The organism is Streptomyces sp. JK94 (assembly GCF_053613315.1).
Map to the genome: position 1 here is coordinate 37,626 of NZ_JBSICH010000019.1, position 15,094 is coordinate 52,719.

Sequence of the window (15,094 nt, forward strand, 5' to 3'; positions counted from 1 at the left end):
AGTCGGGGCATGGCCTTGCAGATCAGCGCCACCAATCCGGAGCACCCCGCGCTCCTGCTCGAACTGCCCTGGCAGACGCCGCTCGAGCAGTGGTCCGAGGAGTACCTCGTCCCGCTGCCGCGCGGCATCTCGCGGCACGTCGTCCGCTACGCCCGCGCCGGGGACGAGGTGATCGCCGTCAAGGAGCTGGCCGAACGGCCCGCGCTGCGCGAGTACCAGCTGCTGCGCGACCTGGACCGGCTCGCCATCCCGGCGGTGGACGCGCTGGCCGTGGTCACCGGCCGCGTCGACAGCGCCGGCCAGGCGCTGGAACCGGTGCTGATCACCCGCCACCTCGGCGGCTCCATGCCGTACCGGTCGATGTTCGAGACGACGCTGCGTCCGGCCACCATGCACCGGCTGATGGACGCCCTGGCCGTGCTGCTGGTCCGGCTGCACCTGGCCGGCTTCGCCTGGGGCGACTGCTCGCTGTCCAACACGCTCTTCCGGCGCGACGCGGGCGCCTACGCCGCGTACCTGGTGGACGCCGAGACCGGGGAACTGCACCCCCGGCTGAGCGACGGGCAGCGCGACTACGACCTCGACCTCGCCCGGGTGAACATCAGCGGTGAACTGCTCGACCTGGAGGCCTCCGGTGCCCTGCACCCCTCCGTCGACCCGATCGACTTCGGCACGGAGATCTGCGCCCGCTACCGCCGTCTGTGGGAGGAGCTGACCCGCACCTCCGTCTACCCGGCGGGCAAGTACCACTACATCGAGCGCCGGATCCGGCGGCTCAACGACCTCGGCTTCGACGTGGCCGAGATGCAGATCGAGCACGCCTCCAACGGCGACACGGTCACCTTCGTGCCCAAGGTCGTCGATGCGGGCCACCACCAGCGCCAACTGCTGCGTCTGACGGGCCTGGACGCGGAGGAGAACCAGGCCCGGCGGCTGCTGAACGACCTGGAGAGCTGGATGGCCACCCAGGACGACTACGCCCCGGGCGACCCCCTCGGAGCCCGCCCGGAGGTCCTCGCCCACCGCTGGGTGCGCGAGGTCTTCCGGCCCACCGTGCGCGCGGTACCGGTGGAGCTGCGCGGTGCGATGGACCCGGCCGAGATCTACCACGAGCTGCTGGAGCACCGCTGGTTCCTGTCGGAGCGCGCCCAGCACGACATCGGCCTGGAGACGGCCGTCGAGGACTACATCGCCACCATCCTGCCGGGGGCCCGGGAAACTCTTCGGCCCCCGGCGCACTGAGCGGCGCGCCGGGCCGTCACGTGTGCGGAACCACCGCCACCGGGCAGTCGGCGTGGTGCAGCACGCCGTGCGCCACGGAGCCGATCCGGGCGCCGACGGCCGTACGGCGGGCACGGCGGCCGACGACCATGAGCTGGGCGCCGCCGGCCACCGACAGCAGCACCTGGCCCGCGCTGCCCATCTCGACGTGCTCGAGAACCGGAACGTCGGGGAAGCGCGCCCGCCAGGGCGCGAGCGCCTCGCCGAGTGCCTTCCGCTCGTACTGCTCCAGGCCGCCGGCCTCGTCGGCGAGCCGCATCGAGCCCGGGCTGTAGGTGAACACCGTCGGCAGGGCCCAGGCCCGCACGGCCCGCACCGTGGCGCCGCGCTCGGCGGCCGCCCGGAAGGCGAACCCGATCACGTCGGCGCTGTCCTCCGGTTCCCCCTGCTGGCCCACCACGATCTCGCGGTCGGCGGCCCCGGCCGCGGCCTCCTCCCCGGCCCGCACGAGGACGACGGGCCGGACCGTCTCGGCGATCACCTGCCGGCCGACGGAGCCGAGCAGGAATCCGACGACCGCTCCGTGGCCGCGCGACCCGAGCACGAGCGTCTCGGCGTCGGCCGCGGCGGCGAGCAGCACCGCGACGGCGTCGTCGGCCTCACGGATCTCCGTGGAGACCGTGAGGTCCGGGTGGCGCTCGGTGACGGTCCGGACCGACTCGGCCACCGAGTCCCGTACCAGGCGTTCGTGCGCGTCCCGGTCCAGCGTGCCGGCCGTGTCCTGCGACGGGAGCCGCCAGGCGTGCACGACACGCAGCGGCGCCCGGCGGCGCGCCGCTTCCCCGGCGGCCCAGGCCAGAGCGGCCAGGCTCTCCTCCGAACCGTCCACACCGGCCGTGATCGGGCGCGTCATGCGGGTCCCTCCCTGTATCGCGGTCTCGTTCATGGAGCCCAGTCTTCCCTACGCTGTCGTCATGACCTTGGAGTGGGAGCAGGTGAACGTCGACGCGGCCGATCCCGCCGCGATCGGACGCTGGTGGGCCGAGGCGCTCCGATGGGTCGTGGTGAACGACGCCCCCGACGAGTACGAGATCCGTCCGGAGCCGGACCGGCTGCCGGGGCTGCTGTTCGTCCCGGTGCCCGAGGGCAAGACCGTCAAGAACCGGCTGCACCTCGACTTCCGGCCGGTGGACCAGGAGGCCGAGGTGGCCCGGCTGCTGGAGCTGGGCGCACGCCGGGCCGACGTCGGGCAGGGCGAGCAGCCGTGGGTGGTGCTGAGCGACCCGGAGGGCAACGAGTTCTGTGTGCTGGGGCCCCGGGGCGGTCCTCCCGGCGCCTGAGCGGGCCACCGCGATCGGGCACGGGACACGGCACGGGACCGCGGCTCACCCCGCCGGTCAGCCACCGCGCGGACCAGCCGTCTCCCGGGCCGGCGGGGCGGGTACCCGTCGGCCGGGCCGTTCGGCGCCGCGGCGCCGAGCGGCAGCCGCCCGCTGCGGCGGCCCCGGTCCGGGCCGGTGTGCCGGGCCGGTGTGCCGGGCCGACGTGCCGGGCCGGTGTGCCGGGCCGACGTGCCGGGATGGGCGTCGTGCCGCAGACCTCACGCACCAGCCCGCTCGTCGGCCGCGAGGACGAACTCGCGCGTCTCCATGACGTACTGGAGCGCGCCCGTTCCGGCCAGGCATGTGCGGTGCTGATCGCCGGGGACGCCGGGGTCGGCAAGACCCGGACGCTCGACGAGGCCGCCGCGGCCGGGACGACCGTGCTCACCGGGCACTGCGTCGACCTGGGCGACGTCGGCCTGCCGTACCTGCCGTTCACCGAGATCCTCGGTGCGCTGGCGGCCGACGAGCGCTTCGCCGCCGTCCTGGCCGCCCATCCGGTGGCCGACCGGCTGCTCGGCGGGGGCCCGGACGGCGGGGACGCCGCCACGCGTTCCCGGCTGCGGCTGTTCGAGGGCGTGGCCGCCCTGCTGACCGAACTGGCGGACCCGTCACCGCTGTTGCTGGCCCTTGAGGTCCTGCACTGGACCGAGCAGTCCTCCCGACCGGAGGGGCCGTCCGACTGGATGGGCACGGTGGTCGCGGGCATCGTGCTGACCGACGCCGCCGCGCTGCGCGGGGACGCGGAGGAGGCCGTGCGGTGGATGCGGTCCACCGTCGAGGCGCTCACCGACGACGCGGGCACCCGGCCCGCCGCCACCGTCAGGCTGGCCGCCCTCGCCCTGCCCGCGGTCGCCGACGCCGTCGTCCGGCTGCGCGGGGCCGGCGACGAGACGGGGACGGGTCGCTGGACGGACACCGCGACGGAACTCGTGGAAGGGGCCCGCCGGTCAGTCCGGCGGGGGGAGGACGGCGTACCGCAGGGTCCGGAGGGACAGGCGTGGCTGGCGCGCGCCGAGGCGGAGTGGGCCCGGACCACGGGGGCCGGACCGGACCCGGCGGCCTGGCGGAAGGCGGCGGCCGGGTTCGCGTACGGCGACGTCTACGAACGCGCGCGGTGCCGGCTCCGGCTCGCCGAGGCCCTGCTGACCGCCGACCGCCGCGAGGAGGCCGCCTAGGCCGGCACCGTACGCCGGGAGGCCGACCGGCTGGGCGCCACGCTCCTGCGCGAGCGCCTGGACGACCTGACCCGCCGCGGCCGGCTCGCGGGCGGCAGGGGCGGGGCCGCCGTGCTCACCGCCCGCGAGCAGGACGCGCTGCGGCTCCTGGCCCTCGGCCTGAGCAATCGCCGGATCGGCGAGGAGCTGTTCATCAGCTCCGAGACGGCGAGCGTCCACGTCTCCAACATCCTCGCCAAGCTCGACGCCGCGAGCCGGACCGAGGCGGTGGCGGTCGCCTACCGCCGGGGTCTGATCGCTCCGGGGACGACCACGTCGGCCTGACCCCGGCCCGCCACGGGCACCCGGCCCGGGTCCGCCCCGGCCGAAGCTCCGCCCGGCTCGAGGGTCCCCGATCGGGGTGCGTCCGGGGGCCGGGCACGGGACGAGCCTCGGAGTCCGGGACGGGCTCGGGCGCCCGGTACCGTCGGCCCCGGGGGCCCGCTCCGCGCCGGGAACCCGCGGCGCGCGGCGGACGTTGAGCCGACACCGGAACCCCGGCCGGAGCGCAGACCACGACAGAGGGCGGCACGATGAGTGAGCTGGTCCCCGGGGGCAACGTCCCTCTGCCGGACGGGCCCGTGAGCGTTCGGGTGCCCGGTGGTTTCGACGTGTCGGCACTCGTCACGGACGAGGGCGGGAAGGTGGGCGGCGACGCCGATTTCGTCTTCTACAACCAGCCGGAGGCGCCCGGCGCCCGGCTGCACGGCGACAGGCTCACCGTCGATCCCGCGCGGCTGCGCCCCGGTGCCACCCGGGTGACGGTGGCGGTCAGCCCCTCGGACCCCCGGACCGCCCTGGGTGCGCTGCCCTCCCCCACGCTCCACGTCACCGACGCCCGGGGCCGGGCGGTGACCCGGTTCACCCCCGCGCGGCCCCGGCAGGAGACCGTACTGCTGCTCGCGGAGTTCTACCGGCGCGGCGAGGGCTGGAAGCTGCGCGCGCTCGGCCAGGGATACGCCGACGGACTCGCCGGTCTCGCCCGGGACTTCGGGGTGGAGGTCGTGGAGGACACCGCGGCGTCCGACGTCCGGTCGCCGGCCGCTCCCGCCGCGCCCCGGGGGCCCGCCGCCGGCCCCGACGGCTTCCTCGCCCTGGTGAACTCCGCCCGTACGGCGGCCGGTTCCCGTCCCGTCACCGCCGACGTGCGCCTGGTCTCCGCCGCGCGCGACCACGCCGCCGCGATGGCCGCCGCCGGCACCCTGAGCGTCGAGACCCGGGACGGCGTCTCCGTCCACCAGCGCGTCGTCCGCGCCGGATACACGTACCTCACCGTCGGCGAGCACCTGGTCTCCGGCCCGCGCACGCCCGCCGAGTTCGTCGCCCACTGCCTGGGCACCGAGCGCACCCGGCGCACGCTGCACGCCGCCTTCACGCACACCGGGTGGGCGTACGCCTCGGACGGCGGTTCCGGTGTCACCTTCTGGACCGTGCTGTGGGCCGTGCCGTTCACCGCGGACGGGCTGACCCGCACGACGGCCGAGGTCGTCGACCTCACCAACCGGGAGCGGGCCGCGGCGGGTCTGCCCGCGCTGGCCGTCGACCCCCGGCTCACCGCGGCCGCGCAGGCGCACAGCGCCGACATGGTGGCCCGCGACTTCTACTCCCACACCGATCCGGACGGCGGCGGGCCCTGGGACCGGGCCGCCGCCGCGGGCGCCGGGCGGCGCGCCGTCGGCGAGAACATCGCCTGCGGCCAGCGCTCCCCGGCCGAGGTCGTGGAGGGCTGGATGAACAGCCCCGGGCACCGCGCCAACATCCTCAAGGCCGCGTTCACCCACATCGGGATCGGTCTCGCCGGCGGCGGCCGGGCCGGCACGTACTGGACGCAGCTCCTCGGCGGGTGAGTCCGGTGGGTCCGGCCGGGGGGCGCGATCTTGGCGGAAGGGGTCCCTCCGGGCCAGGATGCCCGTATGAAGGGTGACCTCTTTTCCAGTGAGCACATGGTGCAGCCCGCCACGGCGCCGGGCATGACCGTCGAGAACTCCAAGTGCATCCGTTACACGGTGAACGGCGACATGCTGGCCCGGCAGGGCGCGATGGTCGCCTACCGCGGCAGTCTCCAGTTCGAGCGCAAGGGCCAGGGCGTGGGCGGCATGCTCAAACGCGCGGTCACGGGTGAGGGGCTGCCCCTGATGGCGGTGAGCGGGCAGGGCGAGGCCTGGTTCGCGCACGAGGCGCAGAGCTGCTTCATCGTGGAGGTGGAGTCCGGCGACGAGTTCACGGTCAACGGCCGCAACGTCCTGTGCTTCGACTCCTCGTTGTCGTACCGCATCGCCACCGTGAAGGGTTCGGGCATCGCCGGCGGCGGGCTGTTCAACAGCGTTTTCACCGGGCAGGGCAGGCTGGGGCTGGTGTGCGAGGGCAGCCCGCTGGTGATCCCGGTCTCGCCGCAGTACCCGGTGTACGTCGACACGGACGCGATCGTCGGCTGGTCCGCCGGGCTCGCGACCTCCCTGCACCGCTCGCAGTCCATCGGCTCGATGCTGCGCGGTGGTTCGGGCGAGGCCGTGCAGCTGGTGCTCCAGGGCGAGGGCTTCGCCGTCGTACGGCCGAGTGAGGCGACTCCGCAGAAGACGCAGCAGCACTGAGGCATCGCCTTCCGGGTCGACGACGTGCTGGGCGTCCGGGGCGGTTCGGCCCTCGCCGGCCGACCCGTGTACGGCGACCCGCGGCAGCGGAAGAGGACCTTCCCGGTGCCGTCCGCGCTCCGGGCGCCCCGTCCGGCCGCGCGACGGCCGGCCGCAGTGCCGGCATGCGGGACCGCCGGCCCCGGGACGGCCACCCTCCCGGCCGACGAGGCAGTCGGACACGCGGCGGCCCCGGCCGAGGCGCACCGGTGCCTGGGTGCGGCGGAGGCGGCGCTCGCCGAGGCGGCACCGTGGGCGGGGGCGGCCGGAGAGCTGAGGTCGTTGCGGGACTTCCTGGTGCGACGCCGGCTGTGAGGGCCGCCGGCCGCCGCGCACGCCGCTCACCGCCCGCGGTCCCTGACCGAGTTGACCTCGGGCGCCTGGCGCGAAAGGGTCGCGGGTGCGCGGATCACCGCCCGCGCCGTAAGGAGGACCGACTTGATCGGGATCACGGAGATCGAAGCCGCGGCGGAGCGGATCGCGGGGCATGTGGTCCGCACCCCTACCGTGCCCAGCCCCGGGCTGTCGGCGCTGCTCGGCGTCCCGGTCACCGCGAAACTGGAGCTGCTCCAGCGCACCGGTTCGTTCAAGGCGCGCGGCGCGACGGCGAAGCTGCTGTCGCTGACGGAGGCCGAGCGGGCCGCCGGTGTCGTCGCGGTGAGCGGCGGCAACCACGGCGTCGCGGTGGCGGTCATGGCGGCCTCCCTCGACGTGAAGGCCACGGTGGTCATGCCGAGCACGGCACCGGCCCGTTCCGTGCGGACCGCCGAGGAGGCGGGCGCGCAGGTGCGGCTGACCGACGGGATGGACCGTGCCTTCGCGCTCGTGTCCCGGCTGCGGGAGGAGGGACTGACCCTGGTCCATCCCTTCGACGACCCCGTGGTGATCGCCGGCCAGGGCACCGTGGGACTGGAGTTCGCCGAGGACGCCGGGGAGCTGACCGACGTCCTGGTGAGCGTCGGGGGCGGCGGGCTGATCGCGGGGGTGGCCGCGGGGCTGCGGGCCCGGTGGCCGGGCGTGAGGATCTGGGGCGTGGAGACCGAGGGCGCCGAGGCGATGTCCCGGGCGCTGGCGGCGGGCGGGCCGCTTCCCGTGGCCCTGTCCTCGATCGTCACCACGCTCAGCGCCCCGGCCGTCTCCCGGCTGACGTACGACCACGTGGCGGCGCTCGTCACCGAGGTGCTGGTGGTGTCGGACCGGGAAGCCGTGGAGGGTTCGCTGGCCCTCGCCGAGCACGGGAAGGTGTGGACCGAGCCGGCCGCCGGCTGTCTGCTGCCCGCGGCCCGGCGCGTGGTGGAGCGGGTCGGCGACGGCGCCCGGATCGGTCTGGTGGTCTGCGGCGGCAACGCCACGACCGCCGACATGACGGCCTGGGCGGACCGCTTCGGGCTGCGCTGAACCTGGCCGCCGCGCGGCATCCGTGCTTCGGGGGGGGCATCCCCGGGTGGGCCCCGGATGCACCAAGCCGCGCACTCCGCCGGCCACCCCGTTCCGGACGGATGCGCGGGGGTGCCCGGACCGGACCCGGTGCCCGCCCGCACGGTCGCCTTTCCCCGCGCACGGCCGTCCCGGTGTCCGCGGGGTTTGAGGAACGGTCAGAAACGCATCCCGGTTTCCGCCTGCTGTGAACGCGCCCCCGCCCGCCCGCCGTACCTGTGGGCAAGCCGAGAGCCGGCGGTGCGAGCGAGGGAAGGCCATGGGCAGGGCGCACGTCTCCCCACACGGATCACGACGCTGAAAGGGCCCGTGCGCGCTCGGACGCGTTCCGCCCGTCCTCCGCATCCACCCCGTTTTCGCTCCGCCCGGGCGGGGACTCGCACCGTATGGTGCAAATCGGATACACGATGATGACCGAGCAGGCCGGCCCCCGTGAACTCGTCGGCCATCTGGTGCAGGCCGAGGAGGCGGGGTTCGACTTCTCGGTGACCTCGGACCACTACTTCCCGTGGCTGCGTTCGCAGGGTCACTCGCCCTACGCGTGGGCCGTGCTGGGCGCAGCCGCCCAGGCGACCTCCCGCATCCCGCTGATGACCTACGTGACGTGTCCGACGTTCCGCTACCACCCCGCGGTGGTGGCGCAGAAGGCGGCGACGCTGCAGCTGCTCTCCGAGGGCCGGTTCCGGCTGGGGCTCGGCTCGGGCGAGAACCTCAACGAGCACGTCGTGGGTGGCGGCTGGCCGTCCGTCGACGTGCGGCACGAGATGCTCAAGGAGGCCGTGGAGATCATCCGGGCGCTGTTCGAGGGCGGCCACGTGAACCATCGCGGCACGCACTTCGACGTGGAGTCGGCCCGGCTGTGGGACCTGCCGGAGAGCGCGCCGCCCCTCGGCATCGCCGTCTCCGGGGAGCGTTCCTGCGCGCTCGCGGGCGAGTACGCCGACCTGGTCATCGCCACCGAGCCCAAGCCGGGACTGCTGGAGGCCTTCGACCGGCACGGCGGCACGGGCAAGCCGCGCGTCGGCCAGCTCCCGGTGTCCTACGACCCCGACCGGGGCACGGCGATCAAGCGCGCCCACGCGCAGTTCCGCTGGTTCGGCAACGGCTGGAAGGTCAACTCCGAGCTGCCGCACCCGGACTCCTTCGAGGCGGCCACCCAGTTCGTCACCCCCGACGACGTCGCCGAGTCGATCCCCTGCGGCGACGACCCGGACGCCTTCGTGGAGGCCGTACGCCCGTACGCCGAGGCCGGTTTCACGGAGGTCGCCCTGGTGCAGATCGGCGGTGAGACGCAACCCGCCTTCCTCGACTGGTCGCACAAGACCCTGCTGCCCGCGCTGCGCGAGGCGCTGGGCTCGTCCTGAGGACTCACCGCGGCCGGGACGAATCACCCGTCTGCCTGAGCATCTTGCGGGTGTACGGGGTACTAGAGGGCTCTACGTCCGTCCTCCGGAGGCCCCCCTCGTGAATTCCCTCGTGCACAAAACCCTGGTCGTGCAGCTTCAGGCGGGCGACGCCGATCGCTTCCCCGTGCTCGCCCACCTCGGCTACGACGCCGCGGACCCGTTCGCGCTGACCGTGGTGTTCAGTCACGACGGGCGGGTGCTCGCCCGCTGGACGCTGGACCGGGAGATGGTGCTCGACGGGCTCACCCGCCCGGTCGGTGTGGGCGACGTGCGGCTGCGGCCCGAGTCGCGGGGCATGTGGGACGAGCTGCGGATCGAGCTGCTCGGCGACGCCCGGCCCGACGGGGGCCGCCACCGCGCCGTGGTGTTCGTGTGGGCGGCGGCCGTCGAGGCCTTCCTGCGCGAGACCCACGCCGTGGTCGGGCCGGGCGAGGAGCAGGTGCGCGTCGACGACTTCCTCGCGGAGATCATGGCGGAGGGCTGAGCCGCCTCAGCGGGTCGTGTGCCGGTACCGGGTCCACAGCGGGATCCCGAACCAGCACAGCAGGTACCAGAACACCACCCCGGCGACGAGGTAGGGCACGAAACCGTCGTGGGTCGCGACACGCAGGATCAGCAGGAGCGAGGCGGTCGTCGTGGCGAGCAGCAGGACCAGGCCGAGCAGGGTCAGCCGGGAGGCCCAGCGCACGGCCTGGGGCTTCACGCGCCGTCCGGAGACGATGCGGTGCAGGGACACCGGACCGATCAGGGCGCCGGTGGTCACGGCTCCGAGGACCACCGTCACCAGGTAGATCGTCTGGTCGGTGTCCGAGAGGTCGTCGTACTTCGGGGTGAACACGACGGTCAGCAGGAAGCCGAACAGGATCTGTACGCCCATCTGCGCGACGCGGACCTCCTGGATCAGCTCGGTCCACATGCGGTCCGCCCGCTCCTCCTCGGTCTCGTTGCGCCCTCTGCGCCGAGCCGGGTTCCCCGTCGCGTCCTGGTCCGTCACGTTTCCTCCCGGTCGCCGCGGCCTGTGTTCCCTTCCCTCTTCCCGGGTTCCTCTGCCTCAGGCGCCGGTAGGGGGGGCACCGGCGCCCGGTTTGAGTGATCGGCGTGCGGTTACACGGGCCGGGACCGACGCGCATGCAGGGGAAGGGTGCAGAATGTCCGACACACAGCTCACGGTGACGCTCAGCGGTGGTGGCATCGACGACGCGCGGGCGATCGTCCGCGCACTGGAAGGGGTCTTCGGCGCACCCGACAGCCTCCCGGCCGACGAGCAGGCGACGGTGCGCACCGCGACCTTCGACTCCTCCACCGAGCCGCAGGCGTCCACGGCGTCCCGGGAGGCGGGCGCGTCCCTGTCCGCGCCGGTGACGGTCACCGTTCAGGGCACGCCCCAGGCCGTGGAGGCGGCGAGCGAGACACTGTCCCACGCCTTCACGACGAGGAACGAAGGCGCCGCCTCCGGCGACCAGGAGCGGGAACGGGAACTGCTCCTGGTGCCGTGAGACTGAGGCCCACCGCCTACCAGCGGCCCTCGACCTGGTCCTTGAGACGTCGGTCGTAGAGGTCGCGGATCGCCGTGAGCGTGTCCTCGGACAGCGCCGGCATCCGGGCGGCCTCCGTGTTGGCGCGGGCCTGTTCGGGTGAACGCGCGCCCGGGATCACGGTGGTCACGCCGGGCTGCTGGATGATCCAGCGCAGAGCCAGCTGGGCCGGGGTGCAGCCCTCGGGGGCGAGCGCGGCGAACTCCGCGGCGGCCTCCACACCGGTGGCGAAGTCGACGCCGGAGAAGGTCTCGCCCTGGTCGAAGGCCTCGCCGTGCCGGTTGTAGGTGCGGTGGTCGTTCGCGGCGAAGACCGTGTCCCTGGTGTACTTGCCGGACAGCAGGCCGGAGGCCAGCGGCACCCGGGCGATGATGCCGACGCCCGCACGGCGGGCCGCCGGCAGGACCTCGCGCAGGGGCTTCATGCGGAACGGGTTGAGGATGATCTGCACGCTCGCCACGTTCGGCCGGGCGATCGCGGTCAGCGCCTCCGCGCAGGTCTCCACGCTGACGCCGTACGCGGCGATGCGCTCCTCCTCGACCAGCGTGTCCAGGGCGTCGAACACCTCGTCGCTGGAGTAGACGGGGGTGGGCGGGCAGTGCAGCTGCACCAGGTCCACGACGTCCACGCCGAGGTTGCGGCGGGAGCGGTCGTTCCACTCGCGGAAGTTGTCGAGGACGTAGTTCTGCGGGATCTGCTCGACCCGGCGGCCCATCTTGGTGGCGATCAGCACGTGCAGGTCGGGCCTGCCGCGCAGGAAGCCGGCGATGGTCTGCTCGCTGCGCCCGTCGCCGTAGACGTCCGCCGTGTCGAAGAACGTCACCCCCGACTCGGCCGCTCCCTCCAGCACCGCGAAAGCCTGCTTGTCGTTGACGTCTCCCCAGTCGGCACCCAGTTGCCAGGTGCCGAGGCCGACCACCGAGGCGTGCTGATCCGACCTGTCGAATGTGCGCTCGTCCATGCCGACAGTCTGTCATCCGCAGCGCTCCCGCACCGCGCCGGGACCGGCCGTCGCAGGCCCCTGGTCACACGCGGTGGGTCTTCCGCGCCTGGACCGTCCGCGCGACCCTGGGTCCCAGCCAGCGCTTGAGCCGGCGCAGTGCCTCCAGTCGTCCGGCCGCCCGGTCGAGCCGGTGGTAGAGCCGGGGCGGGAAGTAGGGCAGCAGGGGCGAGTGGCGCTGGCCGAGCAGGGCGAACATGTGCTCCGGGGGGAGGCGGATGTAGCGGGGCAGGTTCTCGTACCACTGGGCACTGTGGCGGGCCGCGCTCTGCACCGCCAGCAGGGCCTCCCTGCGTTCCCGCTCGTAGTGGGCGAGGGCGTCCGGCAGGGTCGCCCGGTCGCGCAGCGCGGCGGACAGGGCCATGGCGTCCTCCAGGGCGAGCGTGGTGCCGGCGCCGATCGAGTAGTGCGTGGTGTGGGCGGCGTCGCCGAGCAGGACGAGGTTGCCCCGGTGCCAGGTGTGGTTGGTGAGGGTACGGAAGGTCAGCCACGAGCCGCTGGCGCCCGCCGCGGACCGGCCGGTGAGCGGATGGCCGTCGAGGACGTCGGCGAAGAGCTTCTCCAGTACGGTCAGCCCTTCCGCCTCGTCGGCCCGGTCCAGGCCCAGGCCGGTCCAGGTCTCGGGCGCGCACTCGACCACGCAGGTGCTGCCCTCGGGGCCGAAACCGTAGCCGTACGCCCAGATCCAGCCGTGCTCCGTCTCGGTGAAGGCGAAGGTGAAGGCGTCGAAGACCTTGGTGGTGCCGAGCCAGACGTAGTGGTTGCGCCCGGCCCGGACCTCGGTGCCGAAGTGACCGGCGTGCCGGGTGCGCAGGGCGCTGCCGACGCCGTCGGCGGCCACGACGAGGTCGGCGCGGGGCGGGTCCTCGGCGGCGGTCTCGTGGTCGAACTCGACGCGTACGCCGAGGGACCGGGCGCGGGCGGCGAGGATCTCCAGCAGACGGTGGCGGCCGATGCCGAAGCCCTCGTCGCCCCGGTGCCGGACGGTCCGGCCGTCCACGTAGGCGACGCCGTCCCGCCAGCGCACGGAGTGCTCCTCGACGGCGCGCGCGGACTCGGGGTCGTGTGCGTGGAGCCGGTCGAGCAGTCCGCGCCAGTAGGTCACGCCCCAGCCGTAGGTGGATCCTTCCGGGCTGCGTTCGTACACGGTGATGTCGTGGGAGGGGTCCTGCCGCTTCAGCAGGATCGACAGATACAGGCCGGCGGGTCCGCCACCGACACATGCGACCTTCACATACACCCCTGAAATGCCCTCAAAACGGTCATTTGGCATCACAGATTAACAGGAAGACACATCGGCGGAGGCAACTGTGCGTCGGACCACGGTGATTCACCGCGTACGCCCCGGGTACCCGCGCCGACCCCACCCGACGAACCGAAGGAGGAGGCACAGCGTGTCGCAGGTCGAGCAGTCCATCCAGGTCGACGTCCCGGTCCACACCGCCTACAACCAGTGGACGCAGTTCGAGTCGTTCCCCGAGTTCATGAGCGGCGTGGAGCGCATCGAACAGCGCACCGACACCCTCACCCACTGGGTGACGAGCGTGGACGGCGTGCGCCGGGAGTTCGACGCCGAGATCACGGAGCAGGTCCCGGACGAGCGGGTCGCGTGGACCACGGTGTCCGGCGAGGCCCGGCAGGCCGGCGTCGTCACCTTCCACCGCCTGGACGAACGGCACACCAAGGTGATGCTGCAGATGGAGTTCCAGCCGGAGGGCGTCGCCGAGAAGGCCGGGGACCGGCTCGGGATCGTCCAGCGGCAGAGCAAGGGCGACCTGGAGCGGTTCAAGCGTTTCATCGAGGAGCGCGGCCGGGAGACCGGCGGCTGGCGGGGCACCGTGGCGTGACCGGTCGTCCCGCGTGGGCCGCCCGGCTCTATCCGGCCGCCGCCGTGCGGCACTCCGGGTGGCCCCAGCCCTGGTCGTTCTTGGCGATGGGCTCGCCGGCCGCGTAGGAACGGCCGCACAGGCACCGCCCGGGGAACTTGGCCTTGATGGTCCGCGCGGAGCCCCCGGCTTTCCTGCGGGCCGTGCCCGCCCCCCGGCGCGGTGCCTTCTTCGCCGCCGGGGCGTCCGGCGAGGGCGGCGGCTCCGGGGAGCCGATGCCGCTGCCCGCCCGCTCCTGGACGACGGCCGCCCGGCTGGCGGCACGGTCGGCGAAGTCGTTGAGCCGGTCGCCGTCGACCTGGTGGGCGGGGACGTAGCGGAACTCGACCGAGCGGCCGTCCAGCAGCTCGTCGATGCGCACCACCAGGTCCCGGTTGGCGACCGGCTTGCCGGCGGCCGTCTTCCAGCCGTTGCGCTTCCAGCCGGGCAGCCAGGTGGTGACGGCCTTCATCGCGTACTGCGAGTCCATGCGGACCTCGAGCGGTACGTCCGGTTCGGTCGACGCCAGCAGGCGCTCCAGCGCCGTGAGTTCGGCGACGTTGTTGGTGGCCCGGCCGAGCGGGCCGGCCTCCCAGCGGACCGGACTCTCCGCCGCGTCCGCGACCACCCAGGCCCAGCCGGCCGGACCCGGGTTCCCCTTCGAAGCCCCGTCGCACGCGGCCACCACACGTTCACGCATGCGCCCGATCATGCCACGGCACGCCGGGACGCCCGGACGGGGACCAGGACACGGCCATGATGCCCGGCACCTCCCCCGGACGAGGGAGCGGTGAGGAGGGCGGGACGCCCCGTCCCCTCACGCCGGCCACCCCCTTCCGGCCCCGCGCGCCGACGGCCGGTTCACTCCCCGGCGTACGCCTTCTCCAGCGCGGCGATGTCGAGCTTGCGCATCGACATCATGGCCTGGTTGGCGCGCGCCACCTTCGCGGTGTCCGGGTCGCGGAACATCTGCTCGAGCCGGACCGGCACCACCTGCCAGGACAGGCCGAACCGGTCCTTGAGCCAGCCGCAGGGGCCCTCCTCGCCGCCGCCCTCGGTGAGTGCGGCCCAGTAGTGGTCGACCTCCTCCTGGCTCTCGCAGGGGATCTGGAAGGAGACCGCCTCGTTGAACGTGAACTCCGGGCCGCCGTTGAGGGCGACGAACTTCTGGCCGTTGGCCGTGAAGTCGACGGTGAGCACGGTGCCGGCGGGCTTGTGCGCTCCCTCGGGACAGCGGGTGACGGCGCCGATGCCGGAGTTCTCGAAGAGGGAGACGTAGAACCGGGCGGCCTCCTCCGCCCGGCCGTCGAACCAGAGACACGTGGTGAATCCGTCGGTGCCCATGAGTACCTCCTGGATGTGGAATCCGGTCACCACTGTCGACCGTCACGGGCCCGGGAA

At 73.7% G+C, this 15,094-nt stretch carries 15 protein-coding genes and 2 pseudogenes; 11 read left to right on the forward strand and 6 right to left on the reverse strand.

The window, feature by feature from the left end; all coding sequences use genetic code 11:
• Window positions 1-9 precede the first annotated feature (9 nt).
• Window positions 10-1,242: a DUF4032 domain-containing protein gene (locus ACVV2G_RS18285; protein WP_453843783.1), complete on the forward strand. Its 1,233-nt coding sequence runs from the start codon at window positions 10-12 to the stop codon at window positions 1,240-1,242.
• Between the two features lie 16 nt (window positions 1,243-1,258).
• Here the strand turns inward: ACVV2G_RS18285 and ACVV2G_RS18290 are convergent, their stop codons facing one another.
• A complete protein-coding gene (locus ACVV2G_RS18290) occupies window positions 1,259-2,134 on the reverse strand; it encodes a universal stress protein (protein ID WP_453843784.1) in 876 nt (291 codons plus the stop codon).
• Window positions 2,135-2,195: 61 nt separating this feature from the next.
• Between ACVV2G_RS18290 and ACVV2G_RS18295 the strand changes: the two genes are divergently transcribed.
• The 8 genes and pseudogenes from ACVV2G_RS18295 to ACVV2G_RS18330 all read left to right on the forward strand — a co-directional run bounded on the left by ACVV2G_RS18295 (window position 2,196) and on the right by ACVV2G_RS18330 (window position 9,777).
• Window positions 2,196-2,561, forward strand: a complete 366-nt coding sequence (locus ACVV2G_RS18295) for a VOC family protein (RefSeq protein ID WP_453843785.1) — start codon at window positions 2,196-2,198, stop codon at window positions 2,559-2,561.
• A 239-nt stretch (window positions 2,562-2,800) separates the two neighbouring features.
• Window positions 2,801-3,256, forward strand: a pseudogene (locus ACVV2G_RS18300) (ATP-binding protein); the annotation flags it as partial.
• A gap of 15 nt (window positions 3,257-3,271) precedes the next feature.
• Window positions 3,272-4,105, forward strand: a pseudogene (locus ACVV2G_RS18305) (helix-turn-helix transcriptional regulator); the annotation flags it as partial.
• A 248-nt stretch (window positions 4,106-4,353) separates the two neighbouring features.
• The gene (locus tag ACVV2G_RS18310) at window positions 4,354-5,667 is read left to right on the forward strand and encodes a CAP domain-containing protein (RefSeq protein WP_453843786.1); all 1,314 of its coding nucleotides are present in this window, start codon (window positions 4,354-4,356) and stop codon (window positions 5,665-5,667) included.
• Window positions 5,668-5,733: 66 nt separating this feature from the next.
• Window positions 5,734-6,411 (forward strand): AIM24 family protein, encoded by a 678-nt coding sequence (locus tag ACVV2G_RS18315; RefSeq protein WP_453843787.1) that lies wholly within the window; start codon window positions 5,734-5,736, stop codon window positions 6,409-6,411.
• Window positions 6,412-6,888: 477 nt separating this feature from the next.
• Window positions 6,889-7,848 carry a threonine/serine dehydratase family protein gene (locus ACVV2G_RS18320; protein WP_453843788.1) on the forward strand — a complete coding sequence of 320 codons (960 nt, stop codon included), beginning with the start codon at window positions 6,889-6,891 and terminating at the stop codon, window positions 7,846-7,848.
• Window positions 7,849-8,273: 425 nt separating this feature from the next.
• A complete protein-coding gene (locus ACVV2G_RS18325; RefSeq protein ID WP_453843789.1) occupies window positions 8,274-9,251 on the forward strand; it encodes an LLM class F420-dependent oxidoreductase in 978 nt (325 codons plus the stop codon).
• Window positions 9,252-9,351: 100 nt separating this feature from the next.
• On the forward strand, window positions 9,352-9,777 hold the full coding sequence (locus ACVV2G_RS18330) for an SsgA family sporulation/cell division regulator (protein WP_453843790.1): 426 nt from the start codon (window positions 9,352-9,354) through the stop codon (window positions 9,775-9,777).
• Window positions 9,778-9,783: 6 nt separating this feature from the next.
• On the opposite strand, the gene ACVV2G_RS18335 is transcribed toward ACVV2G_RS18330, so the two are convergent.
• Complete coding sequence (locus ACVV2G_RS18335) at window positions 9,784-10,287, reverse strand: DUF6328 family protein (protein WP_453843791.1); 504 nt, start codon at window positions 10,285-10,287, stop codon at window positions 9,784-9,786.
• A 154-nt stretch (window positions 10,288-10,441) separates the two neighbouring features.
• Here ACVV2G_RS18335 and ACVV2G_RS18340 point away from each other — a divergent pair, with 154 nt between their 5' ends.
• Window positions 10,442-10,789, forward strand: a complete 348-nt coding sequence (locus tag ACVV2G_RS18340) for a hypothetical protein (RefSeq protein ID WP_453843792.1) — start codon at window positions 10,442-10,444, stop codon at window positions 10,787-10,789.
• Window positions 10,790-10,805: 16 nt separating this feature from the next.
• Here the strand turns inward: ACVV2G_RS18340 and ACVV2G_RS18345 are convergent, their stop codons facing one another.
• Complete coding sequence (locus ACVV2G_RS18345; protein WP_453843793.1) at window positions 10,806-11,789, reverse strand: aldo/keto reductase; 984 nt, start codon at window positions 11,787-11,789, stop codon at window positions 10,806-10,808.
• Between the two features lie 64 nt (window positions 11,790-11,853).
• Window positions 11,854-13,062 (reverse strand): FAD-dependent monooxygenase, encoded by a 1,209-nt coding sequence (locus tag ACVV2G_RS18350; RefSeq protein WP_453843794.1) that lies wholly within the window; start codon window positions 13,060-13,062, stop codon window positions 11,854-11,856.
• 160 nt (window positions 13,063-13,222) lie between these two features.
• Between ACVV2G_RS18350 and ACVV2G_RS18355 the strand changes: the two genes are divergently transcribed.
• The gene (locus tag ACVV2G_RS18355; protein WP_453843795.1) at window positions 13,223-13,675 is read left to right on the forward strand and encodes an SRPBCC family protein; all 453 of its coding nucleotides are present in this window, start codon (window positions 13,223-13,225) and stop codon (window positions 13,673-13,675) included.
• 28 nt (window positions 13,676-13,703) lie between these two features.
• Here ACVV2G_RS18355 and ACVV2G_RS18360 read toward each other — a convergent pair whose 3' ends face one another.
• Both ACVV2G_RS18360 and ACVV2G_RS18365 read right to left on the reverse strand, forming a co-directional pair.
• Entirely contained in the window at window positions 13,704-14,405 is a 702-nt protein-coding gene (locus ACVV2G_RS18360; RefSeq protein WP_453843796.1) for a ribonuclease H family protein, read from the reverse strand.
• 149 nt (window positions 14,406-14,554) lie between these two features.
• Complete coding sequence (locus ACVV2G_RS18365; RefSeq protein WP_453843797.1) at window positions 14,555-15,037, reverse strand: VOC family protein; 483 nt, start codon at window positions 15,035-15,037, stop codon at window positions 14,555-14,557.
• Between the last annotated feature and the right edge of the window lie 57 nt (window positions 15,038-15,094).